We start from the raw sequence: 25,300 nt of genomic DNA, 5'->3' as shown, positions 1-25,300 counted from the left end.
TCAGGAGCCCTCCATCATTTCAGCATTGCTCTTGCCCGGCGGAACCAGCGGCCAGACATTGTCTCGGGGGTCGATGACCACATGGGCCAGGCAGGGGCCGTCGGCGGCCAGCAGGCGCTGGATGCCGTCCGACACCTGATCGCGACGATCGATGCGGAAGGCCTCGATCCCGAAGGCTTCGGCGACCTTCACGAAGTCCGGATTGTCGGACAGGTCGATCTCGGAATAGTTCTCGGCGAAGAACAGCTCCTGCCACTGGCGCACCAGGCCCAGGGACGAGTTGTCGATCAGCACGATCTTCAACGGGATGCCGTAACGCTTCAGCGTCGCCAGCTCCTGAATGTTCATCATGAAGCCGCCGTCGCCGGCGATGGTGACGACGGTCGCCGAAGGATCGGCCAGCTTGGCGCCGATGCCGGCGGGCAGGCCGAAGCCCATCGCGCCAAGGCCGCCCGAGGTGATGTGGGCTTCCGGCTTGGCGAAGCGGCAGTGCATGGCCGCCCACATCTGATGCTGGCCCACGTCGCAGGCGGCGACGAAGTCATCGCCGGCCGCTTCCGAGATTTCCTTCAGCAGGGCGGGCGCATAGACCCCCTCGCCCGGTGCATCATAGCGGTGAGCGCCCGCTTTGGCCGCATCGGCGCAGTCGTCGGCCCAGGCCTGGATGTCCAGGGCCGCGCCCGACCGCATCCGCGCCGTCAGCGCCTCAACGCCTTCGCGCAGTTCGCCGACGACGGCGACGTTGGCGCTGCGCAGCTTGCCGACTTCCGACGCGTCGATGTCAAAATGGACGATGCGGGCGTTCGGCGCGAACTCGGCCAGCTTGCCCGTCGCGCGGTCGTCGAACCGGGCGCCGACGACGATCAGCAGATCGCTGTCCTGCACCGCATGGTTGGCGGCGCGCGTGCCGTGCATGCCCAGCATGCCCAGCATGCCCGGCGCGTCAGTCGGGATCGTGCCCAGGGCGTTCAGGGTCGAGACCTGGGGGATGCCGGTCGCGGCGACGAAGGCGCGCAGGGCCTCGGTCGCGCCGCCGATCTTCACCCCGCCGCCGATATAGACCAGCGGCTTCTTCGCCGTGCGGACCGCAGCCTCTGCGGCGGCAATGGCGTCGTGATCGACGCGTGCCGTCTCGTTGGGGATTGAAAATCCGTAGTCGTCGCCGGTCGTCTCGAACTGCACGTCCTTGGGCAGGTCGACCAGAACCGGGCCGGGGCGACCCGACCGGGCGATATGGAAGGCTTCCTCGATCGCGGCAGGCACCTCGGCGGCCGAGCGGACCAGGATCGAGTGTTTCACGATGGGCAGGGTGACGCCCAGGATATCGATCTCCTGAAAGGCGTCGGTGCCCATCAAGCCTTGGGCGACATTGCCGGTGATGCAGACGATCGGCACCGAATCCATCATCGCATTGGCGATGCCGGTGACTAGGTTGGTGGCGCCCGGACCGGACGTCGCCATGCACACGCCGACCTTGCCGCTCTTCCTGGCATAGGCGTCGGCCGAGAAGGCCGCGCCCTGCTCATGGCGGACCAGGATGTGTTTCAGCTTGGAGCCGGCCAGGGCGTCATAGACCGGCATGATGGCGCCGCCCGGATAGCCGAACACCACCTCCACACCCAGCCGCTCCAGGGTGGAGACCAGCAGACGCGCACCTGACTGGGGTGCGGTCTCGGCTGAGGGTTTGAAGGCGGCGGCGGTCATCAGGGTCATCCGGTCGTTCAGGCGGCGATCAGGCCGCTTCTGCCTTGGGCGTGTTCAGCCAGGCCATGCGTTCGCGCAGACGCGCGCCGACCTGTTCGATCTGGCTCTCGCGGTCCGCCTTCAGCCAAGCCTCGTATTGCGGCTTGCCGGCCTCGTTCTCGGCGATCCAGTTGCGCGCGAAGGTGCCGTCCTGGATCTCGTCCAGAATGGTCTTCATGCGGGCCTTGGTCTCTTCGGTCACGACGCGCGGGCCGCTGGCGACGGCGCCGTATTTGGCCGTTTCCGAGATGAAGTGGTGCATCTTGGAGATGCCGCCCTCGTAGAACAGATCCACGATCAGCTTCAGCTCGTGCAGGCATTCGAAATAGGCGATCTCGGGCTGGTAGCCGGCCTCGACCAGGGTGTTGAAGCCCTGGATGACCAGTTCCTTGGCGCCGCCGCACAGGACGGCCTGTTCGCCGAACAGATCGGTCTCGGTCTCTTCGCGGAAGGTGGTTTCCAGCAGGCCGCCGGTCGCGCCGCCGTTGCCCTTTGCGTAACCCATGGCCCGGTCGCGCGCCTTGCCGGTGACGTCCTTCTCGACGGCGAACAGGCTGGGCACGCCGCGCCCGCGCTGGAACTCACGACGGACCAGGTCGCCCGGTCCCTTCGGCGCGACCAGGATCACGTCCATGTCGGCGCGCGGGGTGATGCGCTCGTAGATGATGGAGAAGCCGTGGGCAAACAGCAGTGCCGAGCCCTCCTTGGCGTTCGGCTCGATGATGTCGCGATAGACGTCGCCCTGAACCATGTCGGGGGTCAGGATGGCGATGATGTCGGCGCCCCTGACGGCCTCGGCCGGCTCGGCGGTCGGCACGCCGTCGGCGGTGGCGTGCTTCCAGCCCGTGCCGCCGTGACGGACGCCGGCGACCACGTCATGGCCGCTGTCCTTCAGATTCTGGGCGTGGGCGCGACCTTGCGAGCCATAGCCGATGATGGCGATGCGCTGGCCGGCGATGGCGCCCGGCTTGATGTCTTCGTTGGTGTAGATGGTGATGGCCATGGGTCAGGCGTCCTGAGCAGCGTTGGTTTTGTGGCTTGCCGGGACTTGGGCCGGCGGCGGGTTGGGAATGGTGACGGCGCCTTGGGCGGCCGAGGCGACCGAGGCGCGGTATTTGGCGAAGACACCTCGCGCCGGACGGACTACGTGGGGCGTAAAGCCCGCCCGGCGCGTCGCCAGATCGACATTGACGTCGATGCGGCGGTTGGTGACGTCGATGGTGATGCGGTCACCATCGCGAATGAGAGCGATCGGACCGCCGACGGCGGCTTCCGGCGAGACGTGTCCGGCGACGAAGCCGTAGCTGGCGCCCGAGAACCGGCCGTCGGTCAGCAGGGCGACATTGTCGATCCTGCGACCCTTCAGGGCGGCGGTGACCTGCAGCATCTCGCGCATGCCCGGACCGCCCTTGGGCCCTTCGTAGCGGATGATGATCACGTCGCCCTCGCCGACCGATCCGTCCTGAACGGCGTGGAAGGCGTCTTCCTCGCTGTCGAAGACGCAGGCCGGCCCCTCGAACGTATCGACCTTGTGACCCGTCAGCTTGATGACCGCGCCTTCCGGGGCGACGTCGCCATAGATGACGGCGAAGCTGCCGCGATCCATGACCGGGGCATCGAAGGTGGTCACGACCACCTGACCCGGCGTCTCCTCGGCCTCGGCCGCCTCGGCGAACAGGCTGCGGCCGGTCACGGTGGGGGTGTTCACGATCTTGCCCGCCTCGGCCATCCGCTGGGTGACCAGACGCGTGCCGCCGGCGGCGAACAGGTGCGAGGCCAGGAAGCGGCCGCCCGGCTTCAGGTCGCAGATGACCGGCGCCTCGACGCAGGCCTGATGGCAGTCCTCGACGCCGAACTCGACCCCGGCCTCCGCCGCGATGGCCGTCAGGTGCATGACCGCATTGGTCGACCCGCCCGAGGCCGAGACGGCGACGGCGGCGTTCTTCAGGCTGGCGCGGGTGATGTATTTGCGGGCCGTGTCGCCGGAGAAGACGCGCTCGACAATCAGTCGACCGCAGCGTTCGCCCTCGGCGGCCTTGCTCGGATCGACGGCGGGAACGTCGTTGGCGCCCATGGGCGAGATGCCCATGACCGACAGGGCCATGGCCATGGTGTTGGCCGTGAACTGGCCGCCGCAGGCCCCCGCGCCGGGGCAGACGGCCTGTTCGACCGCCTTCAGACCTTCGTCGTCTAGGGCCCCGGCCGAATGGGCTCCGATGGCCTCGAAGACTTCCTGCACCGAGACTTCCTTGGTCCCGATCACGCCGGGCATGATGGTGCCGCCGTAATAGACCAGACCGGGGATATCCATCCGCGCCAGGGCCATGGCCGCCGCCGGGATCGTCTTGTCGCAGCCGACGATGCAGACCACGCCGTCCAGCTGGTGGCCTTCGATGGCCAGTTCGATGGAGTCGGCGACGACCTCGCGGCTGATCAGCGAGGCCTTCATCCCCGCCGTGCCCATCGAGATGCCGTCGGTCACGACGATGGTGTTGAAATCGACCGGATAGCCGCCCGCCGCGACGATGCCGGCGCGCACATCCTTGGCCAGACGGTCCAGGTGCATGTTGCACGGCGTGACCGTCGACCAGGTGTTGACGATGCCGATCATCGGCTTGTCGAAGTCGGCGTCCTGCATGCCGGCGGCGCGCAGATATGAGCGGGCGGCCGCCCGGTTCGGGCCAGCCGTCACCGCCGCGCTGCGCGCGTTGGGCTTTTTGGGCTGGGAGGTAGAATTTTGCGTCATCGGTCCGGTTCGTTTCGAACCGCCGCGCACTAAAAACCCCGCTTCCTTTCGGAGGCGGGGTGGTGCGAGGCGATCCTGAGTGTATCTAAGGTCAGGTCGCGTGCATCCACGCCGCTTGCGTAAGCAGGCCGAGAAGTACGAGGGTAATGAGGAATACAGGGCTTTCCAGGCCGACAGGCGCGCGAACGGCTGCGGCCGCCTTGGCGGTGCGTCCCTTCGTCATGTCGCGCGTCATCGTGGCCACGGGCGGCTCCCTGTTCTGACTCCAAGAAACCATAGCCGCTGGAGTCGCACAACCCCTGTCGCAATAATTTTGCGCAGGGGATCGAAAAGAACCTCGCTAGGGGTGTTTCTTACCTCAAGCTGACGCAGGCGTTTTTCGAAGCGTAACCGTCCATCACATCATGTTACGTGTGCGGGGTTGAAACCCGTCCGCGACCGCTCCATTGAGACGCCAACCTATATGTAGCGCACAACACCCTACCGTTCAGAGGAGCTTCCCATGACCGTTCGCGTCGCCATCAATGGTTTCGGCCGCATTGGCCGTCTGGTCCTCCGCTCGATCATCGAGCATGGCCGCACGGACATCGAGGTGGTGGCGATCAACGATCTGGGTCCGGTCGAGACCAACGCCCACCTGTTCCGCTACGATTCGGTCCACGGCCGCTTCCCCGGCACGGTGACCTCGGGCGAGGATTGGATCGACGTCGGCACCGGCAAGATCAAGGTGACTGCCGAGCGCGACCCCGCCAACCTGCCGCACGCCGAGCTAAAGGTGGACATCGCCTTCGAATGCACCGGCATCTTCACCTCCAAGGACAAGGCCAGCGCCCACCTGAAGGCCGGCGCCAAGCGCGTCCTGGTCTCGGCGCCCGCCGACAACGCCGATAAGACCATCGTCTACAAGGTCAACCACGAAACCCTGACCGCCGACGACATCGTCGTGTCCAACGGCTCGTGCACCACCAACGCCCTGGCCCCCGTCGCCAAGGTGCTGAACGACCTATTCGGCATCGAGCGCGGCTATATGACCACCATCCACTCCTACACCGGTGACCAGCCGACGCTGGATACGATGCACAAGGACCTGTACCGCGCCCGCGCTGCGGCCCTGTCGATGATCCCGACCTCGACCGGCGCCGCCAAGGCCCTGGGCCTCGTCCTGCCGGAGCTGAAGGGCAAGTTGGACGGATCCTCGATCCGCGTCCCGACCCCGAACGTCTCGGTCGTGGACCTGAAGGTCGTCGCTGGTCGCGAGGTCACTGTCGAAGAGATCAACGCCGCGCTTCAGGCCGCTGCCGACGGGCCCATGAAGGGCGTGCTGTTCACGACGACCGACCCGCTGGTCTCGCACGACCTGAACCACATCGCCGCCTCGTCCACCGCCGCCCTGCCCCAGACCCAGGTCGTCGATGGCAAACTGGCTCGCGTTCTGAGCTGGTACGACAACGAATGGGGCTTCGCGACGCGCATGAGCGACACCGCGCTGCAGATGGCGAAGTTCCTATAACTTGAAAGCCGGGCGTCGCACGGCTGTCAGAAACGCAGGGTCAGGCTGCATCCTGATTCTGTTGACGGCTGTCGCGGCGCCGCTTTCAGGCGGCCTCATGCTTGAGGCCTCCAAGCAGCTTCTTCTGTTAAAGTTCGGCGGCAGTTGGATCAACGCGACGGCGTGGACGGCCGCCCTGCTGTGCTGGTGGCTTTTCCTTGCCCTGGCCTGGTTCAACAGAACCCGCTTTGAATCTTCCGAACTTCTGGACGGCGCGCCCGTCCGCAGACCAATAGCCAGTATTTCGATGATGGCATGTTTGATCGTGGCGGCATCCGGCCTAGGCCTCTTCAGCGCCATCAAAACTGTTTTGGGATAACGTCATGACCTTCCGCACTCTCGACGACGCCGCAGATCTCGCCGGCAAGACGGCTCTGGTCCGCGTGGACTTCAACGTCCCGATGGAGGGCGGCAAGGTCACGGACGACACCCGGCTGCGGGTCGCCCTGCCGACGATCCAGCGTCTGCGCGATGCCGGCGCCAAGGTCGCCCTGCTGGCCCACTTCGACCGCCCCAAGGGCCAGCGCGTTCCGTCGATGACCCTGAAGCCGGTCGTCCAGCCGCTGGAACAACTGCTCGGCGCCCCCGTTCGCTTCGCCGAGGACTGCATCGGTCCTTATGCCGTAGAAGCCATTCGCGATCTGGACGCGGGCGGCGTGGTCCTGCTGGAAAACGTGCGCTTCCATGCGGCGGAAGAGGCCAATGATCCGGTCTTCGCCCAGAAGCTGGCGGATCTCAGCGATCTGTACGTCAACGACGCCTTTTCGGCCGCGCACCGCGCCCACGCCTCGACCGAAGGCGTCGCCCACCACATCCCGGCCTACGCCGGCGAATCCATGCGCCGCGAACTCGACGCGCTAGACGCGGCGCTCGGCAATCCACAGAAGCCGGTCGTCGGCATCGTCGGCGGCTCCAAGGTCTCGACCAAGCTGGACCTGCTGAAGAACCTGGTCGGCAAGCTGGACACCCTGGCCATCGGCGGCGGCATGGCCAACACCTTCCTTTATGCCCAAGGCGTCGACATCGGCGGCTCCTTGGCCGAAAAGGATATGGCGGACACCGCGCGCGAAATCCTGGCGGAAGCCGAAGCCAAGGGCTGCGACATCCTGCTGCCCGTCGATGTCGTGGTGGCGACCGAGGTCAAGCCCGGCGCCGAGGCCCGCACCGTCAAGACAGGCGAAGCCCTCTCGACTGAAGACAAAATCCTGGACGCCGGCCCCGACACCGTCGCGCGCCTGAACGCCGCCATCGACGGCTCCAAGACCCTGATCTGGAACGGTCCGCTGGGCGTGTTCGAGGTGCCGCCCTTCGACGCCGCCACGGTCGCGGCCGCCAAGCACGTCGCCGTGCGCACCAAAGCCGGCGCCCTGATCGCGGTGGCGGGCGGCGGCGACACGGTCGCGGCCGTCGGCCATGCCGGCGTCAGCGCAGACCTGACCTTCGTGTCCACCGCCGGCGGCGCCTTCCTGGAATGGATGGAGGGCAAACCTCTGCCCGGCGTTGAGGCCCTGCGCGCCTAAAGGCTTAGCGATGCAGGCGGATCACGCCGGCATCCTGTCTTTGAAATCGGCGTTGAAACGGCTGTAACACGGCGTGACTTCGCGCTGTCCGGCGTCTAATCTCTCGCCCAACCAAAAAAGACTATTCGGCTCAGGAGACTACCCCATGGCGCGCATCACGCTGCGACAGCTGCTCGACCACGCGGCAGAGAACGATTACGGCCTGCCCGCCTACAACATCAACAACATGGAACAGGGTCTGGCGATCATGGAGGCGGCCCACGAGGTCAACGCCCCCGTCATCATCCAGGCCTCGCGCGGCGCCCGGAACTACGCCAACGACATCGTTCTGGCCAAGCTGATCGACGCCTTGGCCGAACTCTATCCGCACATCCCGGTCTGTATGCACCAGGACCACGGCAACGGCCCGGCGACCTGCGCCACCGCCATCCAGTACGGCTTCACCAGCGTGATGATGGACGGCTCGCTGGAGGAGGACGCCAAGACCCCCGCCTCTTACGAGTACAACGTCGACGTCACCCGTCGCGTCACCGAAATGGCCCACGCCTGCGGCGTCTCGGTCGAGGGTGAACTGGGCGTGCTGGGCTCGCTGGAAACCGGCATGGGCGAGGCCGAGGACGGCCACGGCTTCGAAGGCAAGCTGGACCACTCGCAACTGCTGACCGACCCGGATCAGGCCGTCGATTTCGTCGCCGCCACCAAGGTCGACGCCCTCGCCATCGCCATGGGCACCAGCCACGGCGCCTACAAGTTCACGCGTCAGCCGGACGGCGAGGTCCTGGCCATGAATGTGATCGAGGAAATCCACCGCCGCCTGCCCAACACCCACCTGGTGATGCACGGTTCGTCGTCGGTGCCGCAGGATTTGCAGGACATCATCAACCAGTACGGCGGCGAAATGCCCCAGACCTGGGGCGTGCCGGTCGAGGAAATCCAGCGCGGCATCAAGCACGGCGTGCGCAAGGTCAACATCGACACCGACAACCGCATGGCCATCACCGGCGCCATCCGTAAAGCCCTGATGGAGAAGCCGGGCGAGTTCGACCCGCGCTACTATCTGAAGCCCGCCAAGGAGGCGATGAAGAAGCTCTGCATGGAGCGCTATCAGCAGTTCGGCTGCGAGGGCCAGGCCTCCAAGATCCGCCCGCTGTCCACCGCCCAGATGGCCAAACGCTACGCCTCGGGCGACCTCGATCCGTCCTTCCGCGGCGCCGCCGTCAAGGCCGCCTAGGACCGTCGTCTAGACCGGGTAGCGGCCGCTCAGTTCGCGCCGCACCCGGCGAACGTCCCATTCCGCCTGATCCAGCGCGTCGCGTGCCTCTCGGGCATTGCGACGCGCATCGCGGATTTCGCCTCTGACCTCTTGAATGCGGTCACGAATGCGCTCCCGCTCTTCGTCCGTCAGGCCTTCGCCGCGCAGTTCGCGTTCCTTGGCTTCCAGCTTGTCTTCGCGGTTCTCGATCCGGGCCTCTGCGCTGCTCAGCGCGCCTTGCGCCGTCTCGTAGGCGTCCTCGACCTCATGCAGAATTCGGCCGTCACGATAGGCCGGCAGAAACGCCTGCTCGTCCTCCGGCCGACAGACGCCGTAATAGGTATTGCCCGCCCGCCCCTCCTCCCAACCGCGCTGGAAGGTGCAGTAGGTCCGCAAGCCATCCTCACGCGCCGAGCCATAGGCGGCTGGATTGGGTGCGATCTGAAACTTGGCGCAGGCCTTGGCGTGGTCGTCCAGCCGCGTCATCGGATAGCCCGACGCCCCGTCCGCATAGCCCTTCTCGCCCCAGGCCCCGGCCAGGCATTCGTCCTTGCTCATGGTCGTGCAGCTGCTCAGCAACGCCGCCGCGGCGAACGCTCCCCCGGCGATCATCAACCGCTTCATCGGATGTCCCCTACGCCCCCAAGCTTGACTATCGCCTCACCCGCGCCCCTCGCGCAAGCGGCCGGTCGTGCTAGGGAGACGACGTGTCCGCCCAAGATCAGATCGACGAAGACGAAGACCCCGCGACCGGCGACCCCGCCGAGGTGCTGGAGGCCCGCATCGACGCGGCCGGCGTTCGCCTGGACAAGGCCCTGGCCGGCGCCTTCCCCACCCTGTCGCGCGCCCGGCTCCAAGCCCTGCTGGCCGAAGGCGCCGTCAGTCGCCATGGCGCGGTCCTGACCAGCGGTTCCGCCAAGGCCCAGCCCGGCCTCTATGCCGTCGCCCTGCCGCCCGTCGCGCCGGCCACGCCCCAGCCCCAAGCCATTCTCCTGACCGTTCTCTACGAGGACGCCGACCTTATCGTCATCGACAAGCCTGCGGGCATGGCCGCCCACCCTGCGCCCGGCACGCCGGACGGCACCCTGGTCAATGCGCTGTTGGCCCATTGCGGCGACAGCCTGTCGGGCATCGGCGGCGTCGCCCGCCCCGGCATCGTCCACCGGCTAGACAAGGACACCTCCGGCGTCATGGTCGCCGCCAAGACCGACCGCGCCCACGCCGGCCTCTCCGCCCTGTTCGCTGCGCACGACATCGAGCGCACCTACATCGCCCTGACGCGCGGCACGCCATCGCCCGCGACCGGCCGCATCCACACCCGCATCGGCCGCTCCACCGGCGACCGCAAGAAGATGGCGGTCCTCAAGGCCGGCGGTCGCGAGGCCATCACCGACTATGCCGTTCAGGCGACCTACGGCGAACCAGCCAAAGCCGGCGGCGCGCCCATGGCCGCGCGCGTCGCCTGCACCCTGCACACCGGCCGCACCCATCAGATTCGCGTCCACCTGTCGTCCAAGGGCGCGCCCATCCTCGGCGACGCGACCTACGGCTCAGGCAGCCCCGCCATACCCGTCCGCGCCGCCATCGCCGAAGCGGGCCTTGAACGTCAGGCCCTCCACGCCGCCGTCTTGGGCTTTGTCCATCCTGTCACGGGCGAGACGCTTCGCTTCGAGACCGCGCCGCCGTCCGACATGCAGCGTCTCGAAACGCGCCTCGCCGAACTCTGAACCGCCGCTGGTCCAGGCAGGTCTTGAATAGCAACTGACAAAGTTCTATATAGGACGTCGATCGGCGCGAGTGGCGCCAGGGCCACGGTCACGCTTTCGTGTGACGATCCGCCTCTAAAAATGGCGGCAACCCATCGCTACTTTACCGGTTGAGGGGTGAGACGTCGGCGCACACACCGTGGCCGATGACGAAGAGCCCGCTCGTTCAAGACGGTCGGAGGGACCTGTATATGGCTGCCAATAGTACGCTCGCGGTGATGTCGCCTGAACAAGGCCTGTCGCGTTATCTGACGGAAATCCGCAAGTTTCCGATGCTGACCAAGGACGAGGAGTTCATGCTCGCCAAGCGTTGGTCCGAGCACCAGGACCCCGAAGCCGCCCACCGTCTCGTCACCTCACACCTTCGTCTCGTGGCCAAGATCGCCATGGGTTATCGCGGCTACGGCCTGCCGATCGGCGAAGTGATTTCCGAGGGCAACGTCGGCCTCATGCAGGCCGTCAAGAAGTTCGACGCCGACAAGGGCTTCCGTCTGGCGACCTATGCCATGTGGTGGATCCGCGCCTCGATCCAGGAGTATATCCTGCGCAGCTGGTCGCTTGTGAAGATGGGCACCACCGCGGCGCAGAAGAAGCTGTTCTTCAACCTGCGCAAGGCCAAGAGCCAGATCTCGGCATTCGAGGAAGGCGATCTGCATCCTGAACACCTCGCCGCCATCGCCACCAAACTGGGCGTGACGGAGGAAGAGGTCACCAACATGAACCGCCGTCTCGGCGGCGACGCTTCGCTTAACGCGCCTCTGCGCGCCGACGGCGAAAGCGAGTGGCAGGACTGGCTGGCCGATGACACGGCCGTGTCTCAGGAAACCCAGCTCGCCGACGACGAGGAAAAGGGCATCCGCATGAGCCTTCTTCAGGAGGCCATGGAAGAGCTGACCGATCGTGAGAAGCACATCCTCACGGAACGTCGCCTCAAGGACGATCCGGTCACGCTGGAAGAGCTCGCCGGCCAGTACGGCGTCTCGCGCGAGCGCGTGCGTCAGATCGAGGTCCGCGCCTTCGAGAAGCTGCAAAAGGCCATGCGCGCCGCAGCCGAAGAGCGGAACCTGGTCGACGCCTGAGCAACTCGGTCCGCTTCGCCTTCAACGGTGCGGCGGACCGTCTATCGTCACGACGCGCGCGCCACCGGCGCTGCATCGTTGGCTGCTCTCGCAGCCGCTACGACCGTGCCGATCGGCTGGGCCAGTCCCGCCTTCGTCACCTGACCGCTGGCCACATAGGCCTGCAAGGTCGCGACAGCCATCGCCAGTCGCGCGTCCGCCGTCTTGATGGCCAGACCGTTCAGCGTCTCGGCCTGCTGCCGTATGGCGCGCGTCGCCTGCGACGGGTCCTGCTCGAACTGCGACATGGCCGAAACCAGGATTCGCGATGCCTGATCTCGGATTTCGGCAGGGCCGCCTCCAGCTGCACCATCGCTGCGGCGCTTGCGGGCGCCTGAATATTCACCTGAGTTGAACCGGCGACGGTCCGGTCCGACATAGCCCACCGCCTCGATCCAGGGCCGGGGCTTCAACGTCACATTCTCGACCCGCTTGAACAGGTCGCCGGTCGTGAACGGCTTTCTCAGGAACTCGTGGATGCCGGCGTCGCGCGCGCCCTTGATCGCCGCGGCGGTCGCCTCGCCCGTCACCATGATGATCGGCGACATGCGGCACGACATGCTGGAGCGCCGAATGCGCCGCGCCAGCGTCTCGCCGTTCAGCCTGTCTCCGGACCGTTCTGTAAAGATCACGCCCGGCTCGACGTCGCGCAGCAGCTCCAGCGCGCGTTCTTCGTCACCCTCTGAATAGACCTCGCGCGCACCCATGCCCTTGACGATGTCCGTCAGCAGTCGCGCCGACGACAGATTGGCGTCCACGATGACCACCCGACGAAGCGCAGGCTCCATGCGGCTTATGGTTCTGGCGTTTGCGGCGAACACATCAGACTCCGAGTTTGGAGCCATTATCCTTACTGCCCGCGGGTTAAGACCTGTTGAATAGGTCTTTCTGCGTAGTCCGCCGCCTCACGCCGCCCCTTCCAAAGTCTCAGCCTTGGAACGGATCACGCATCAGAATAGTGTCGTCGCGCTCGGGGCTGGTGGACAGCAGGGCCACCGGCGCGCCGATCAACTCCTCGATCCGCCGCACATATTTGATGGCGTTGGCGTTGATGTCCTTGAAGCTGCGGACGCCGGCCGTGCTTTCGCTCCAGCCTTCCAACTCCTCGAACACCGGCTCGGCCGCGCCCTGGGCCTTCAGGCTTGAGGGCAGATAGTCCAGCACCTCGCCATCGACTTTATAGCCGACGCAGATCTTCAGCGTTTTCAACCCGTCCAGCACGTCCAGCTTGGTCAGGGCGATCCCATCGATGCCGTTGATCGCAACGGACTGGCGCACCAATACAGCGTCGAACCAACCGCAGCGGCGCGCGCGGCCGGTGTTCACCCCGACTTCGCGGCCCACGGTCGCCAGATGCGCGCCGACCTCATCATCCAGTTCGCAGGCGAAGGGGCCTTCGCCGACGCGCGTTGTATAGGCCTTCACGATGCCCAGCACATAGCCGACGCCGCGCGGCCCGATGCCCGACCCCGCCGCCGCCTGACCGGCCACCGTGTTGGAGCTGGTGACATAGGGATAGGTGCCGTGATCCACGTCCAGGAAGGCGCCCTGCGCCCCTTCGAACAGGACGCGCTTGCCGTCCTTCTGCGCCTGATCCAGCACGCGCCAGGCCGGTTTCACATAGGGCAGGATCTTCGGCGCGATCTCCAGCAAAGACGCCAGCAGCGCGTCGGGGTCGATCGGCTCCAGCCCCAGACCGGCGCGCAACGGATCGTGGTGCGAGCGCAGCCGGTCGATCTTGACCTTCAGATCGTCTTCGTTGGCCAGATCGCAGACCCGAATGGCGCGCCGCCCCACCTTGTCCTCATAGGCCGGACCGATGCCCCGCCCGGTCGTGCCGATCTTGGCGCCCGGCGCGCTGGCCGCCGCCTCGCGCGCCACGTCCAGCGCCGGGTGGATGGGCAGGATCAGGCAGGCGTTGTCCGCAATTGTCAGGATTTCGGGGCTGATCGCCACACCTTGGGCAGCGATCTTTTCGATCTCGCCGACCAGATGCCAAGGATCGACGACCACGCCGTTGCCGATGATCGACGGCTTGCCCTGCACGACGCCGCTGGGCAGCAGCGCCAGCTTGTAGACCTTGCCGTCCACGACCAGCGTATGGCCCGCATTGTGGCCGCCCTGGAACCGCACGACCATGTCGGCGCGGTTGGACAGCCAGTCCACGATCTTGCCCTTGCCCTCGTCGCCCCACTGGGCGCCGACCACCGCTACGTTCGCCAAAACCGTCTCTCCGCACTGGAATGCGGGCGCAGCCTATAGCGAGGGAATCGTCCGATGTCGTCCCGTCAGGCGGATTTATCCGACTTCGCCGACCGCCGTCTCGAACGCCCATTCCAGCCAGGGCGTCGCCGCAACCACATCGGCCGTCTCGACCGTGCAGCCGCACCATAGGCGCAGTCCGGGCGGCGCATTGCGATGCGGCTCCATGTCGAACACGGCCGCCTCGCCTTCCAGCAGGGCCTTGAACCGCACGACGAAGGCCTTCTGCGCCTTGTCGTCCAGCGCCGCGATCCGCGCATCGGTGAATTTCAGACAGACCGAGGTCGTCGACCGGATCTCCGCTCGATCCGGCAGGAAGGCGATCCAGTCGGTTCGCTCCACCCATTGCGCCAACGCGGCGTAGTTGGCGTCTGTCCGCCGGATCAGTTCGCTCAATCCGCCGATGTCCTTCGCCCAGCCCAGGGCGTCGATCCAGTCTTCGAGGGTCAGGATCGAGAAGGTGTTGATCGCCACCCCGTCCGCCAGCGCCCGATCAAACCGTCCCTTGCCGTCGGTCAGCCGCAGCAGCTTGGGAATCGCTCGATCCGGCCGGTATGTATCCAGCCGCTCGACCGCGCGCGGCGACAGCACCATCACCCCGATGCCCGCCTCGCCGCCCAGCGCCTTCTGGAAGCTGAAGGTCACGACATCCAGCTTGTCCCACGGCAACGGAATGGCGAAGGCGGCGGACGTCGCGTCGCAGATCGCCAGCCCCTCGCGATCATCGGCGATCCAGTCGGCGTTAGGCACACGCACGCCCGAGGTCGTGCCGTTCCACGGGAACACCACGTCCTTGGACCAGTCCGCCCGGCTCAGATCCGGCAGTTCGCCCCAGGGCGCCGTCAGGGCCTCGGGCTCCAGCCCCAGATGATCCTTCACGTCCGCCAGCCAGGTCAGGCCGAAGTTCTCGAACGCCACGACATGCACCGGCCTAGCGCCCAGCATCCCCCACAGCGCCGCCTCGACCGCGCCTGTGTCAGACCCCGGCGTATACAGCATCACATGGCTGTCGGGCACTTCCAGCACCTCGCGCGTCAGCCGCAGGCCATGCGCGAACCGCTCGACCACCTCCGGCGCGCGAATGCCGCGTCCCAGCAGGTCGGACGGCAATCCACCCAGCGCATAGCCCGGCCGCTTCGCCGTCGGCCCCGCCGAAAACCACGGCCGCGCCGGCTTCACATCAGGCTTCGTGCTCATGCTCTTTCCCTTTGGCGCTGCCAGTCTTCGCGCGGCTTGAGCGCGCTCACCGCCCCGGCGTATAGGGCCGCTTGGCCCGCCAATCCTCGGCGAAGGCGGTCAGTTCGGCGTCCGGCGTATCGGGCAGCGTCACCATCACCCGCGCCAGCAGATCGCCGCGCCTACCTTGCGCAAACGCGCCGCGCCCCTTCAGCCTCAGCACCTTGCCCGAGTTCGATCCGGCCGGCAGCGTCATCTGCACCACGCCCTCGGGCGTCGGCACTCGCACCTTGGCGCCCAGCACCGCATCGGGCACCGACACCGGCAGGTCCATCGTCAGGTCCGCCCCGTCGCGCTTGTAGATGGGGTGCGGTTCGATCCTCAGTTCGATCAGGGCGTCGCCGTTCTCGGCCCCGCGCCCCGGCGCTCCCTGGCCGCGCAGGCGGATCGTCTGGCCTTCCGACGCCCCCTTGGGAATGGTCACGTCCAGAGTGCGTCCATCCGAGAACTGGATCCGCCGCGTCGCCCCGGCGATGGCGTCTTCCAGACTGATGTCCAGCGTCGCCTTCACGTCCTGGCCGCGTGAGGTGAAGTCCCGCGCGCCGCGCTGACGCCCGGCCCCGCCAAACATGCCGAACAGATCGTCCAGATCAACGCCTTCGAAGTTGGCGCGGCCGCCCGGCCCGCCGCCTTGTCCGAACGGATTGCCGCCCTGGCCGAACGGGTTGCCGCCGGCGCGACCGCCCCCGCCGAAGCCGCGATACTGTTCGTTGCCGTCGCCGTCGATCTGGCCCGCGTCGTATTTGGCGCGCTTTTCCTTGTCGCCCAGGATGTCGAAGGCTGCCGTCACCCGTTTGAACTTGTCCTCGGTGATCTTGTCGCCGGGGTTCTTGTCGGGATGCAGCTCCTTGGCGAGCTTGCGATACGCCTTCTTGACCTCGTCCGCGCTCGCGCCCTTCGAAACGCCCAGTTCCTTGTAGGGGTCGCCTGCCACGTCCGTTGTCGCTCCAGCTGAAAAAGGTCGAGAGGCCGTCAGTTAAGCCATGCCCCGCCCCGCGCAAAGGGCTGGACCCGCCCTATTTCGTCAGACCTGCCGGATTTCCGCCTCCACCTCTGCTTCTGAGCCCCACCCGAACCCTTCGCCCCACTGCGCCACGGCGATCCGCGCCATCGATGTCGCGCCTTCTGGGAAGTCCGCCGCCAAGTCAGCCGCTGCATAGAAGCCCGACACGCCCTCCACCTCCATTGTCCGCACCACGACATCTCCGTCCCGCACACGCAGCCGGAACCGCATCGGATCGACCGCTGTCGGTTCCCCGTCCCAGCCATCGCCGAACAGCCGCGCACGCGGCGTCCAACGGATTGCCAGACCCTCGGCCGACGTCTCGACCGTCAGACTAGACGGCGACCAAGGCCGATCATGCACGCCCCTCGCCACGAACAGGGCGTCGCTGAACCCCGCTCCACCCGGCGCCGCGCCAGCCGGCCCCGCGCGACAGACCAGCGGCAGTCCTCGCTCGCTCCGCCCGATCTCCGCGCGCGCCAGCCGATCGTCCAGAAACACCACGACGGACCCCGCCGCGCCTCGAAGAAGGCGACCAGCTCGGCCATGTCGTCCAGCGACCTCAGGTTCGCCCCGATCAGATACCGCCTGCGCCCCAGCGCCCAGGGCGTGGAGCGCCGCTCGAACCCCGACGCCAGCGTCGTGATCTCCGTCCGACGCTCCACCCCGCCGGTCGAACCGAACGCCAGCCGCGCGGGCAGGCGCACCTCTTGAAAGGCGCCCATGAACACTCTCCTGTTGTGCAATGCCGCCCGCGCGGTCCACACCTTGGCGGCGGCGCCGACGCCGCGTTTTTCCTGGACACGGCCTTGCGCGGCGAAATTCTCAGCTACGATCCGACGACCGGCGAGGGGTTGATCAGCGGCGACGACTTGCAGCGCTATGCTTTCACCTCGGCCGCCGCCGGTCTCGAACCCGGCCGCCGCGTCGATTTCGTGGTTCAGGACGACCAGGCGCTCAGCCTGATGGTCCTGCGCGACGGCCCTTTGGCGCCGGCCGTATACGCCCCCGAACCGGACCTGGGCCTATGGGGCTATTTCGTCCGCTGCATCTCCGACCTCTATATCGAAGGCCACGGTCGGGCGCGGCGAAAGGAATACTGGTCCTTCGCCCTGTTCCACTTCCTGATCCTGATGCTCGCCTTCATGCCGATCATCGGTCTGGCCGTCCTCGACGCCGAGGCCGGCTACGATATGGAGGCCTGGGGCGTCGCCTGGATCTGCATCGTCGCCCTGGTGTATTTCGCGCTGATCGTTCCCTACGTCTGCGTATCCATCCGCCGCTTCCATGATGTCGGGCTCAGCGGCTGGCTGATCCTGATCGGCCTCGTCCCCTATGTCGGCGGCCTGTTCACCTTCATCGTCAGCCTTCTACCCTCGCAACCCGAAGCGAACGTCCACGGCGCGCCGCCCAAGGGGTCGCGCGCATTACAAACGCGTCAGGATCGGCCAGCTTGACCTTTTCGGGTTGCTGGGATTGCACGGGTCGGCGATGTTGCCGCCGCGCCGGCTTGGGCGCCAGTCATGGAGATCTCAGTGCGCGGTGAAATTCTCAGCTACGACGCCACGACCGGCGTCGGTCTGATCAGCGGCGACGACGGCGCCCGTTACGACTTCACCTCGGCCGCGCTGCAATCGCCGGCCGTGCCCGCCGCCGGCGTCCGCGTCGACTTCGTGCCCGAGGGCTCAGCCGCCACCCAGATCCTGATCCTGGCGGGTTCTCCCACCACCACCGGCGTCGCCGGCGGTTACGCCAGCTCGACCTCGACCGCCGTCGCCGGCTTCGACTGGCAGAAGCTGTTCCTGTCCTTCGAGGGCCGCGTCCGCCGCAGCCATTTCTGGATCGGCTGGCTGATCCTGCTGGGCGTCAACGTCGTCATTAGTTGGATCCCCTTCATCAACCTGCTCGGCATCGTGCTGATCTGGCCCAACCTGGCCATTTCGGTGAAGCGCCTGCACGACATGGGCAAGACCGGCTGGCTGATCGCCATTCCCTGGGTCGGCTCGGTCGTGGCCTTCTTCGCCGGCTTCGCCATGGTCGTCGCCGCCGCCGTCGCCAACGGCTATTCGGAAGACTACTACGAGGGTAACCCGGCCGCCGTCTTCGCCCTGATGGGCCCCGCCTTCGGCCTGTTCGCCATCGCTGGTCTGCTGGGCCTGGCCTTCCTGCTGTGGATCGGCATCGCCGACAGCCAGAAGGGCGAAAACCGCTTCGGCCCGAACCCGAAGGGCGAATAGGAGAGCAGGCCCTTAGGGTTGTTCAACCCGTCGACGTTGACGAAAGCTGAATCTCCCGCGCCGCGAGGGCGACCTTGGCTCCGGCAATCCGTCCAGATCGACCATGGCGTCGTCCAGCAGGGCCAGGGTCGCCGGGTCCGTCTCGGGCCGCGCGGCCGTCTCCGCCACCCAGCGGCAGGCCACGCCCGCCGTCGACACCGGCTTACGGAACACGCCCGCCGCGACCGTGCGCACCGTGGCGATCTCGCGCATCGGACTGGCCGCCATCAGACGCCGCTCGATGGCCCGCTCGGTCTCATAGGGCACGACATAGCCGCCCGAGGTCGCGCCGCCCGACAGGCCCGCCTTGACCTCAAGCGCGCCAGACTGACCTGTCTTCAAATAGCCGTCCCACGCCGCCTTCGCCTCGGGCGCAGACGCCGGCTCGGCCGGTTCGCCGCCGATCGCCGGGCGACGGCTTTGGCTCATCACCCGATCCAGCCGCGCCTGGGCCGAGGCGACCGCCTGGTCGATGCGCGCCACCTTCTCCTCCAGCAGCACATCGGCCGCCGCCTTGTTCTCGATCTCGCCCAGCCGGGCGTCGTTCTCCCCTTTGAACGCCTCGAACGCCGCCATCATCTCGCGCACGACATCGCGCGCCTCCGGCGAGCCGGAAGCCTGTTTGGTCTCTTTCATGATATCTCCGGTTGAAGAACCGCGTGTTGCGGTTAGGGTCGAGGCGTGACCGACACGATCTCGAAATTATTGGACGGTTTGCAGCGCTCCTGGCTGCTCAAGCTCGTCTGGATATGGGCGCCGTTCGTACCGCTAACGGCCGTCGCCGTCTTGAACCACTACGAAGTGGTCGGTTCCCGAAATCGTCTATGCATTGCCTGTGTTGGCGATCTTTGGCGCCTTGGGCCTTCAATATGGCCTCGCCTTCGTCGCACGTCGCAAACGGCGCGCTCTTGCGCGTCGCCTGTCGCCGCTACAGCGTCTTCAGACATCGCAAGAACTCGATCCTGTTCCTCTCGGCGAATTCCTGCTCATCACCAAGAAACCGCCTGTCGAAACCGTGCCACGCTCCATTCAGGCGTTGATCGCGCGATGGGGAGCTCCGCCTTCCAAAACGACCGACAACGTGATCGACGTAGTATCCATTTCCGTGTGGATCATGTTCTGCGCGGTGGCGGGCTTGCGCGACCCGCTGGGTTTCCTGAGCCGCCACTTGGGGATACCGACCATCCCGTATTGGCCTGTCTTCACGACCTTGTTTGTACTGGCCTTGCTGCTTTTCCTTCGAGCACAGCTGCGCAAGATGAACGATCACTACGTCGCTGAGGCGAAAGCTTCCGGTCGTCGCCCCTTCCCTGCTCTGTGACGCCCTCCCCATGTCCCACCTGACGCCCCTCGAAAGCGCCGTCATGGACGCCATGATCTGGCAGATGGGCGACAGCGTGCCGGACCTGCGCGCCCAGGTCGCCGCCAGTTCGCCGGGCCTGCGTCGCAACACCGGCGCAGGCCTCTATTCCCAGATCGTCGTCGATGCGGACCGCGCGATCGCCAACCCGGACGCCACCGGCCTGTTCGGCACGGTCCATGCGATGATCGCCGGCCTGGCCGACCCGGTCGGCTTCCAGATCGAGCTGCGCCAAGGCCGGCTGACGGCCCTGCACGGCCAAAGCTATGGCCAGGACACCCGCGACATCGACTTCTCGACCACCGCCTTCGAAGAGGTCTTCACCGTCGACGAAACGGGCCGCTCGATCCTGTTCCGCCCCGCCCGGCGCACGCCGGATCCGATCTCGCCCAGGCCCAAACCCGCCGCCCGACCGGCCGCTGCGCCCGCCGCCCAGGTCGCGCCGAAAGCGCAATCCAAACCGGCGCCCCAGCCGGCTTCAAAGCCCTCCGACCACGCCCTGCCGTCCGCCGCCGCGGCACCGAGCCTGGCCGAGATGATCGCCGGCCTGTCCAACCCCACGGCCTCGCGCGGCGGCCAACTGGCCCTGGTCTATCTCGGCGCCTATGCGCTGGCGGCCGTCTTCATCCTGTTCGCCCACCTGGTGCTGCACGTCGGCTGGATCTTCGGCCTGGTGCTCGCCGGCTGGGCCTTGCGCTATCTCCACGGCAAGAAGGGCCGCGCCCAGATGGCCGCCCTCGCCGAAACCCTCGACCGCAACGGCGCCTTCCAAGCCCTCAAGCCAAACTGAAACTGGCAAGGCTTTGCGGCTCCGGCTTCGCTTCCCAACTCAAAGTTAGAAGGGGAGGCGCCGTGTTTGGATTGTTCTTTCATCCCAGACGATCCGATGCCGGGCCCGCAGTGGCCGTGCGTGTCATGCCGGGTCAGCATTGCGGAGAGACTACGGATGCGCCTCCGGCCGTCGTCGTCTCCAAGTCTCTGCCCGACCCTCAAACCGAACTGAACCGGGCCCCCGGCAGCATCGGAAACGTCACCAGCGACACCTCCCACAGCTCGACCGCGCTCAGCACGCGCAGCCGTCCCTGACGCCGGGCCCGCGCTGTGCGGTAGCCGATCGACAGCCCGTCCAGCGCCCCGGCCCGGCTCAGCGCCCCGGCGAACCGCGCCTCGGCCGACCAGTCCTCGATCCGGCCGCGCACAAACAGGCCGCGCGCATCCTCGACGATCTGCTCCCAGACCCCGACCGGCGCCCGCGCATCGTGCTGATTCAGCATCCTCACCCCTTCAGCCCCGTCTTGGCCAGACTGTCCGCAAACGCCCCCGCCTGCACCACGTCCCCGTTCAGATCCGCCACGCCCCACAGGGAGGCGTAGCCTTCGATGGCCAGTGCGCTCATTTCCCCTCCAACCTACGCTCGATCCGCTCCACCGCCGCCGCCGTCGCCTCGCCCTGGACCTCCAGCCGCGCCAGTCGTTCGGCGACCAGCCTCTGTTCCCCGACCCGCTGCTCCAACGTCGCGATCCGCGCTGCGGCGCCCCCGGCCCAGACTAGGCCGCCCACCGTCTGCACCACGACGGCGATCAGCAGCGCCGTCGGCACGCGCCGGATATGATGTTCGGTCATGCCCCCAACCCCGCCATCCGCCGACGCTCTTCGTCCGTCAGGAAGCTCGCCGCCTCCAGCCGCGCCCACAGGGCGTCCCGCTCGGGCTGCAGCGCCGAGACGGCATCCAGGTCCGCGCGGATCTCGCATCCCGCGAACCGCTCGCCCAGCCAACCCGTCATCGCCCCCGCCGCCTTCTTCACCAGCGGGATCACCGTCTGTCGCCAGAAGGCCGCATTGGCCTCGCGATAGTTGGCGTAGGTCGCATCGCCCGGTATCCCCAGCAGCTGCGGCGGCACCCCGAACGCCAGGGCGATCTCGCGCGCCGCCGCATGTTTTCCGGCCGTGAAATCCATCTCCGCCGGTGTCAGACTCAGCGGCTTCCAGTCCATCCCGCCTTCCAGCAGGATCGGCCGCCCGGCGTTTGTCGCCCCGGCATAGACGGACGACAGCTGATCCTTCAGCGCCTCGAACTGTCCGTCCGTCAGCCGCTCGCCGTTCCGCGCCCCATAGACCAGCGCCCCCGACGGCCGCGCCGCATTGTCCAGCAGGGCCTTGTTCCAGGCGCCGGCCGCATTGTGCGCATCCACCCCTTGCGCCGCCGCCTCCAGCGGCGACAGCCCGTACCAGTCGTCCAGCGGGTGCCACAGCTTCAGGTGCATCACCGGCGCCCAGCCGTCGGCCGCCCGCCCGATCCGCACCGACCGTCCGTCTACGGAATAATCCCACGCCTCGGGCCAGCCCGAGCGGCCCGGAACCACCTTCACCCGATCCGACCGCAGCGCCCACAGCTCGTCCGGCGCCCCGTCCCCGTCCGCATCCCCGGTCGCTTCGACATAGGCGTTGCCCGACACCTGCAACGCGCCATAGACCGCCTCCATCAGCTCCGCCCCCGACTGCTCGGGATTGGGCCTGCGGATCAGCTTGGCCAGCGGATGATCATCGCTCCGCACCCCGTCCACAAACACCACGAACGGCGCAGCCGCCGCGGCCTCGGCGATCATGCGGATGCAGCGATAGGCCACCGCATTCTTCTGATATCCCTCGCGCGCCAGGCTGGCGTAGTCGTTGGGTGTCCACCGCGGCCGTCCCACCCCCGACAAGGCGATCACCCCGCCCGCCCGGCTCTCCTTGCCCTCAGGCGCGCGCACGCGCCCCGCCTGGCCGAACGGCCACCGGATCGAAACCATCGTGTCGATTTCCTTTTAGTTTCGTCATCCTCGGGCTTGTCCCGAGGACCCATACTCACGGTGCTCGCCGCTTAAGTCCGGTGTTCTATGGATCCTAGGCACAAGGCCTAGGATGACGGCGTGTGAAGCAAAGGGCGGTGTCTTTAAGGCGTCATCAGCCGCAACAGCGGCCGCTCGATCCACACATGCACGACCGCCCCCGCCGCCAGACTAGCGATCACGGTCAGCCCCACCACCGCATCCCCCGGCGGGGCCACCATCCCGCTCTCGAACATGCGCCCCAGCGCGCGGATGACCAGCACATGGACCAGATAGATCGAATAGGACGCATCCCCCATGAAGGCCGCCGCCCGCGACAGCCGTCCCGGCGCCCGGTCCGTCCGCTCCATCCGCACCACGCTGAACACCAGCAGCGCGCTGGGCAACCCCCAGACCGCTGCCCGCCTCAACCCGTTCCACGGATCGTTCAACGCCCGCACATCGTCGACGCCGCCATAGCCGAAGACCAGGCCCAGCCCGAACCCGAGCATCGCCAGACCGACCGCCCACACCCCCAGCCGACGCGGCGCCGACCGCCACACCCAGGCGATCCCCACGCCCAGCAGAAACTCCAGAATGATCGGCGCGCCCCAGAACCTCAGAACCGGCGCCGCCACGACCAATCCGGCCGCCAGCATCGCCGCATAGGCCCCGACCAGCCCAAAGCCGAACCGACGGCCGCCCGCCATGGCCAGCCCGAACCCGGCGTAGAACAGCATTTCAAAACACAGGGTCCACCCCGGCCCCAGCGCAGGAAACGTCATCTCCAGTCCGCTGAATGGCCAGAACAGGAACGTCGCCGCCGCCACCTCCGGGCTCAGCGTCCCGCCCCGCGCCATGCCGATCAGGATCGGCAGCGACAGCAGCCAGTAGATCGGCGCCACCCGCCGAAACCGCCGCCACAGGAAGGCCCCGGCCGCGCCCACACCCGTCTGCCCCTGCGTCGTCGTGGCGATGATGAAGCCGCTGATGACGAAGAAGACGTCCACGCCCATGGCGCCGAAGTTCTCCAGCGTGCCGCCGGCCAAACTACCGTGCGTGAGCGCCGTCTCCAGCCCCAGCCGCGTCCCCGCCAGGTCCACGGCGTGCGTGACGACCACCGCCGTCGCCGCCGCGAACCGCAGCGCCTGCACCCCGTGGAACCGCTCCCCCATCCGCCACGGTTACCATCGCACGAGCGCGCGCGCCAACCTCAGATCATCATCCGCGCCCGCACCGCCTCGGCGATCCTCGCCTGGCCCGCCGCATTGGGATGGACGGAATCGAACATCAGACCGCTGGCGAAACTGCCGCCGAACAGGGCCGTCCCGTCGATGGGCGCCGCCAACCCTCGCGTCGCCGCCACCTCGAACACCGCGTCCCGCAATGCGGCTTGCGCGGCATAGCTCGCCTTGCCCTGGGCCGGGTCGGACGGACAGCCCGTCATCAGCAGAATGTCCCCCGTCGTCAGGCACCGATCCACCAGCGTCCCCAGCCCGGCCTTGTAGGTCGAGACCGCCGTGCCCGCATTCCAGTCGTTGATGGTCAGGCACACGACGGACAGATCGGGCGCCGCCGCCGGGATCGATCCATAGGCCCGGTACGGCTGATCCGTCGTGATCCAGTCCGCGATCCGGGCCCCGCCCCACCCGGCGTTGATCACCCGCGTCCGGCGCACGTCCGAGCGCCACGCGATCCCGCCCGCGATGAACACCGCCCCGCCCGAGGCCCAGCGCACGCTCACCGGCCCGGTCGTCTCGGGAAAGGCCACGGTCGCAACCTCCATCGACGCCGCCTTGGTGGTGTTCACCGTCGCCCGCACCAACCCGTCCGTCTCGACCGTCAGCACGCCCAGCGCCGTATTGGTTACGGCCCACAGGTCGAACCGATCGACCGGCCCGTCCGGCTGAAAACTCCAGACGCCCGTCGACGACGCCGCGCCTGAAAACAGCTTGCCGCCCATCCCGGTCAGGGCGTTGACGCTCCAGCCGGCGCCCATCGTCACGCGCGGGTCATAGGCCGAATAGCCTCCGCTCGCCCCATCCGCCGCCCCCGCGCCCGCGACCGACGCCGCCGAGGCCGGCAGGCCCCGCGCGCTCATCATCGCCGCCAGCCGCTCGGGCCAGGCGCTCGCCCGACCGTTCGGCGTCCAGCCTCCGGAGACCGCGCCATAACCTTGGGTCACGCTGTCGCCGATGCACAGCAGCCGCGCCTCGCGCCCACCCGCCTGCATGGTCCTGACCGCTGCCGACCAGACGGGCAGGTCGGGCACGGAAAACCGCGCCCTCCCCAGCACCCCGCCCGGCGCCGCCGTCGCCGCTGCGATCTCGACACCCGACATCAGTCGAAGGCCGCCACGATCTGCGTCGCCGTCGTCCCGGTCGCCAGCACCCGGCGCACCTGAACCGGCAACCACCCCACCGGATGGTTGGCGAAGGTCACGGCGTCCCCGTCCTCAGCCCCGACCGTCAGCACGCGGACATTGCCTGCCCCACCGACGTATAGCGCCTTCGCATAGATCGTCAGATCGGCCGCATCGTTGGGCGTCACTGACGCCGCGCGCCTCGCCGGCCCGCCCGCGTCGCGCCCATGGTTCAGCAATCCGTCCCGCTCCGGAATGGCCGGCATATCGTCTCTCCTGTCGTTGAAATCTTGAGGC

General features: G+C 67.3%; 25 protein-coding genes and 3 pseudogenes. 10 read left to right on the top strand and 18 right to left on the bottom strand.

The window, feature by feature from the left end; all coding sequences use genetic code 11:
* From ilvG to KAK88_RS04935, 4 genes are all read right to left on the bottom strand, one after another.
* Positions 1-1,713, bottom strand: coding sequence for an acetolactate synthase 2 catalytic subunit (ilvG, locus tag KAK88_RS04950; RefSeq protein ID WP_242078117.1), 1,713 nt, complete (start codon positions 1,711-1,713; stop codon positions 1-3).
* 19 nt (positions 1,714-1,732) lie between these two features.
* Positions 1,733-2,746, bottom strand: a complete 1,014-nt coding sequence (ilvC, locus tag KAK88_RS04945; protein WP_045810438.1) for a ketol-acid reductoisomerase — start codon at positions 2,744-2,746, stop codon at positions 1,733-1,735.
* Positions 2,747-2,749: 3 nt separating this feature from the next.
* Complete coding sequence (locus tag KAK88_RS04940; protein ID WP_242078116.1) at positions 2,750-4,489, bottom strand: dihydroxy-acid dehydratase; 1,740 nt, start codon at positions 4,487-4,489, stop codon at positions 2,750-2,752.
* 91 nt (positions 4,490-4,580) lie between these two features.
* Positions 4,581-4,733 (bottom strand): hypothetical protein, encoded by a 153-nt coding sequence (locus KAK88_RS04935; protein ID WP_242078115.1) that lies wholly within the window; start codon positions 4,731-4,733, stop codon positions 4,581-4,583.
* Positions 4,734-4,991: 258 nt separating this feature from the next.
* On the opposite strand from KAK88_RS04935, the gene gap reads away from it, so the two are divergent.
* The 4 genes from gap to fba all read left to right on the top strand — a co-directional run bounded on the left by gap (position 4,992) and on the right by fba (position 8,789).
* Positions 4,992-5,999 carry a type I glyceraldehyde-3-phosphate dehydrogenase gene (gene gap, locus KAK88_RS04930; protein WP_045810439.1) on the top strand — a complete coding sequence of 336 codons (1,008 nt, stop codon included), beginning with the start codon at positions 4,992-4,994 and terminating at the stop codon, positions 5,997-5,999.
* Positions 6,000-6,096: 97 nt separating this feature from the next.
* Positions 6,097-6,357 (top strand): hypothetical protein, encoded by a 261-nt coding sequence (locus KAK88_RS04925; protein ID WP_242078114.1) that lies wholly within the window; start codon positions 6,097-6,099, stop codon positions 6,355-6,357.
* 4 nt (positions 6,358-6,361) lie between these two features.
* Entirely contained in the window at positions 6,362-7,558 is a 1,197-nt protein-coding gene (locus KAK88_RS04920; protein WP_242078113.1) for a phosphoglycerate kinase, read from the top strand.
* Positions 7,559-7,703: 145 nt separating this feature from the next.
* Entirely contained in the window at positions 7,704-8,789 is a 1,086-nt protein-coding gene (fba, locus tag KAK88_RS04915; protein WP_039244618.1) for a class II fructose-bisphosphate aldolase, read from the top strand.
* 9 nt (positions 8,790-8,798) lie between these two features.
* Here fba and KAK88_RS04910 read toward each other — a convergent pair whose 3' ends face one another.
* Positions 8,799-9,434 (bottom strand): DUF2799 domain-containing protein, encoded by a 636-nt coding sequence (locus KAK88_RS04910; protein ID WP_242078112.1) that lies wholly within the window; start codon positions 9,432-9,434, stop codon positions 8,799-8,801.
* 83 nt (positions 9,435-9,517) lie between these two features.
* On the opposite strand from KAK88_RS04910, the gene KAK88_RS04905 reads away from it, so the two are divergent.
* Together KAK88_RS04905 and rpoH are read left to right on the top strand one after the other, a co-directional pair.
* Entirely contained in the window at positions 9,518-10,537 is a 1,020-nt protein-coding gene (locus tag KAK88_RS04905) for an RluA family pseudouridine synthase (protein ID WP_431307205.1), read from the top strand.
* A 230-nt stretch (positions 10,538-10,767) separates the two neighbouring features.
* Positions 10,768-11,655 carry an RNA polymerase sigma factor RpoH gene (rpoH, locus tag KAK88_RS04900; protein WP_026108409.1) on the top strand — a complete coding sequence of 296 codons (888 nt, stop codon included), beginning with the start codon at positions 10,768-10,770 and terminating at the stop codon, positions 11,653-11,655.
* 47 nt (positions 11,656-11,702) lie between these two features.
* Here the strand turns inward: rpoH and KAK88_RS04895 are convergent, their stop codons facing one another.
* The 6 genes and pseudogenes from KAK88_RS04895 to KAK88_RS04870 form a co-directional block, all read right to left on the bottom strand.
* Entirely contained in the window at positions 11,703-12,482 is a 780-nt protein-coding gene (locus KAK88_RS04895) for a response regulator (RefSeq protein WP_242078111.1), read from the bottom strand.
* Between the two features lie 139 nt (positions 12,483-12,621).
* A complete protein-coding gene (locus KAK88_RS04890) occupies positions 12,622-13,917 on the bottom strand; it encodes an adenylosuccinate synthase (RefSeq protein ID WP_091748434.1) in 1,296 nt (431 codons plus the stop codon).
* Positions 13,918-13,992: 75 nt separating this feature from the next.
* Positions 13,993-15,153 carry a phosphoserine transaminase gene (locus KAK88_RS04885; protein ID WP_242078110.1) on the bottom strand — a complete coding sequence of 387 codons (1,161 nt, stop codon included), beginning with the start codon at positions 15,151-15,153 and terminating at the stop codon, positions 13,993-13,995.
* Positions 15,154-15,199: 46 nt separating this feature from the next.
* On the bottom strand, positions 15,200-16,126 hold the full coding sequence (locus KAK88_RS04880) for a DnaJ C-terminal domain-containing protein (RefSeq protein ID WP_242078109.1): 927 nt from the start codon (positions 16,124-16,126) through the stop codon (positions 15,200-15,202).
* Positions 16,127-16,216: 90 nt separating this feature from the next.
* Complete coding sequence (locus KAK88_RS04875) at positions 16,217-16,558, bottom strand: hypothetical protein (protein WP_242078108.1); 342 nt, start codon at positions 16,556-16,558, stop codon at positions 16,217-16,219.
* A 146-nt stretch (positions 16,559-16,704) separates the two neighbouring features.
* Positions 16,705-16,920: pseudogene (locus KAK88_RS04870) on the bottom strand (DUF2460 domain-containing protein); the annotation flags it as partial.
* Positions 16,921-17,004: 84 nt separating this feature from the next.
* On the opposite strand from KAK88_RS04870, the gene KAK88_RS04865 reads away from it, so the two are divergent.
* Both KAK88_RS04865 and KAK88_RS04860 read left to right on the top strand, forming a co-directional pair.
* Positions 17,005-17,652 (top strand): DUF805 domain-containing protein, encoded by a 648-nt coding sequence (locus KAK88_RS04865; RefSeq protein WP_242078107.1) that lies wholly within the window; start codon positions 17,005-17,007, stop codon positions 17,650-17,652.
* A gap of 78 nt (positions 17,653-17,730) precedes the next feature.
* Positions 17,731-18,432 (top strand): DUF805 domain-containing protein, encoded by a 702-nt coding sequence (locus KAK88_RS04860; RefSeq protein ID WP_242078106.1) that lies wholly within the window; start codon positions 17,731-17,733, stop codon positions 18,430-18,432.
* Here the strand turns inward: KAK88_RS04860 and KAK88_RS04855 are convergent.
* Positions 18,426-19,107: pseudogene (locus KAK88_RS04855) on the bottom strand (phage major capsid protein); the annotation flags it as partial. The gene KAK88_RS04860 and the pseudogene KAK88_RS04855 sit on opposite strands and share 7 nt — an antisense overlap.
* Before the next feature lie 220 nt (positions 19,108-19,327).
* On the opposite strand from KAK88_RS04855, the gene KAK88_RS04850 reads away from it, so the two are divergent.
* Positions 19,328-19,792, top strand: coding sequence for a hypothetical protein (locus KAK88_RS04850; RefSeq protein ID WP_242078105.1), 465 nt, complete (start codon positions 19,328-19,330; stop codon positions 19,790-19,792).
* 10 nt (positions 19,793-19,802) lie between these two features.
* Entirely contained in the window at positions 19,803-20,621 is an 819-nt protein-coding gene (locus tag KAK88_RS04845) for a hypothetical protein (RefSeq protein ID WP_242078625.1), read from the top strand.
* A gap of 199 nt (positions 20,622-20,820) precedes the next feature.
* Here the strand turns inward: KAK88_RS04845 and KAK88_RS04840 are convergent.
* From KAK88_RS04840 to KAK88_RS04815, 6 genes and pseudogenes are all read right to left on the bottom strand, one after another.
* Positions 20,821-21,227 (bottom strand): annotated as a pseudogene (locus tag KAK88_RS04840) (HK97 family phage prohead protease).
* Positions 21,224-21,454 carry a hypothetical protein gene (locus KAK88_RS04835; protein WP_153926101.1) on the bottom strand — a complete coding sequence of 77 codons (231 nt, stop codon included), beginning with the start codon at positions 21,452-21,454 and terminating at the stop codon, positions 21,224-21,226. The pseudogene KAK88_RS04840 and the gene KAK88_RS04835 overlap by 4 nt, the downstream one beginning before the upstream one ends.
* Entirely contained in the window at positions 21,451-22,623 is a 1,173-nt protein-coding gene (locus tag KAK88_RS04830) for a phage portal protein (RefSeq protein WP_242078104.1), read from the bottom strand. The genes KAK88_RS04835 and KAK88_RS04830 overlap by 4 nt, the downstream gene beginning before the upstream one ends.
* 143 nt (positions 22,624-22,766) lie before the next feature.
* The gene (locus KAK88_RS04825; protein ID WP_242078103.1) at positions 22,767-23,816 is read right to left on the bottom strand and encodes an acyltransferase family protein; all 1,050 of its coding nucleotides are present in this window, start codon (positions 23,814-23,816) and stop codon (positions 22,767-22,769) included.
* A 38-nt stretch (positions 23,817-23,854) separates the two neighbouring features.
* The gene (locus KAK88_RS04820; RefSeq protein WP_242078102.1) at positions 23,855-24,982 is read right to left on the bottom strand and encodes an SGNH/GDSL hydrolase family protein; all 1,128 of its coding nucleotides are present in this window, start codon (positions 24,980-24,982) and stop codon (positions 23,855-23,857) included.
* Positions 24,982-25,269, bottom strand: coding sequence for a spike base protein, RCAP_Rcc01079 family (locus KAK88_RS04815; protein ID WP_242078101.1), 288 nt, complete (start codon positions 25,267-25,269; stop codon positions 24,982-24,984). Before KAK88_RS04815 ends, KAK88_RS04820 begins: the two co-directional genes overlap by 1 nt.
* Positions 25,270-25,300 lie beyond the last annotated feature (31 nt).

Origin of the sequence: Brevundimonas diminuta (assembly GCF_022654015.1) — a bacterium.
Classification (GTDB): domain Bacteria; phylum Pseudomonadota; class Alphaproteobacteria; order Caulobacterales; family Caulobacteraceae; genus Brevundimonas; species Brevundimonas diminuta_C.
The sequence above is the reverse complement of the archived record's forward strand: the minus strand, read 5'-3'. Positions and strand labels throughout refer to the sequence as shown.

Excerpts from the sequence above, each read along its gene's own strand:
- gap (WP_045810439.1), top strand. The coding sequence starts at position 4,992 with ATGACCGTTCGCGTCGCCATCAATGGTTTCGGCCGCATTGGCCGTCTG.
- KAK88_RS04885 (WP_242078110.1), bottom strand. The coding sequence starts at position 15,153 with ATGAGCACGAAGCCTGATGTGAAGCCGGCGCGGCCGTGGTTTTCGGCG.
- KAK88_RS04920 (WP_242078113.1), top strand. The coding sequence starts at position 6,362 with ATGACCTTCCGCACTCTCGACGACGCCGCAGATCTCGCCGGCAAGACG.
- KAK88_RS04835 (WP_153926101.1), bottom strand. The coding sequence starts at position 21,454 with ATGACCGAACATCATATCCGGCGCGTGCCGACGGCGCTGCTGATCGCC.
- KAK88_RS04925 (WP_242078114.1), top strand. The coding sequence starts at position 6,097 with ATGCTTGAGGCCTCCAAGCAGCTTCTTCTGTTAAAGTTCGGCGGCAGT.
- KAK88_RS04830 (WP_242078104.1), bottom strand. The coding sequence starts at position 22,623 with ATGGTTTCGATCCGGTGGCCGTTCGGCCAGGCGGGGCGCGTGCGCGCG.
- rpoH (WP_026108409.1), top strand. The coding sequence starts at position 10,768 with ATGGCTGCCAATAGTACGCTCGCGGTGATGTCGCCTGAACAAGGCCTG.
- KAK88_RS04825 (WP_242078103.1), bottom strand. The coding sequence starts at position 23,816 with ATGGGGGAGCGGTTCCACGGGGTGCAGGCGCTGCGGTTCGCGGCGGCG.
- KAK88_RS04820 (WP_242078102.1), bottom strand. The coding sequence starts at position 24,982 with ATGTCGGGTGTCGAGATCGCAGCGGCGACGGCGGCGCCGGGCGGGGTG.
- KAK88_RS04910 (WP_242078112.1), bottom strand. The coding sequence starts at position 9,434 with ATGAAGCGGTTGATGATCGCCGGGGGAGCGTTCGCCGCGGCGGCGTTG.
- KAK88_RS04940 (WP_242078116.1), bottom strand. The coding sequence starts at position 4,489 with ATGACGCAAAATTCTACCTCCCAGCCCAAAAAGCCCAACGCGCGCAGC.
- KAK88_RS04895 (WP_242078111.1), bottom strand. The coding sequence starts at position 12,482 with ATGGAGCCTGCGCTTCGTCGGGTGGTCATCGTGGACGCCAATCTGTCG.
- KAK88_RS04815 (WP_242078101.1), bottom strand. The coding sequence starts at position 25,269 with ATGCCGGCCATTCCGGAGCGGGACGGATTGCTGAACCATGGGCGCGAC.
- ilvC (WP_045810438.1), bottom strand. The coding sequence starts at position 2,746 with ATGGCCATCACCATCTACACCAACGAAGACATCAAGCCGGGCGCCATC.
- KAK88_RS04845 (WP_242078625.1), top strand. The coding sequence starts at position 19,803 with ATGTCCCACCTGACGCCCCTCGAAAGCGCCGTCATGGACGCCATGATC.
- ilvG (WP_242078117.1), bottom strand. The coding sequence starts at position 1,713 with ATGACCCTGATGACCGCCGCCGCCTTCAAACCCTCAGCCGAGACCGCA.
- fba (WP_039244618.1), top strand. The coding sequence starts at position 7,704 with ATGGCGCGCATCACGCTGCGACAGCTGCTCGACCACGCGGCAGAGAAC.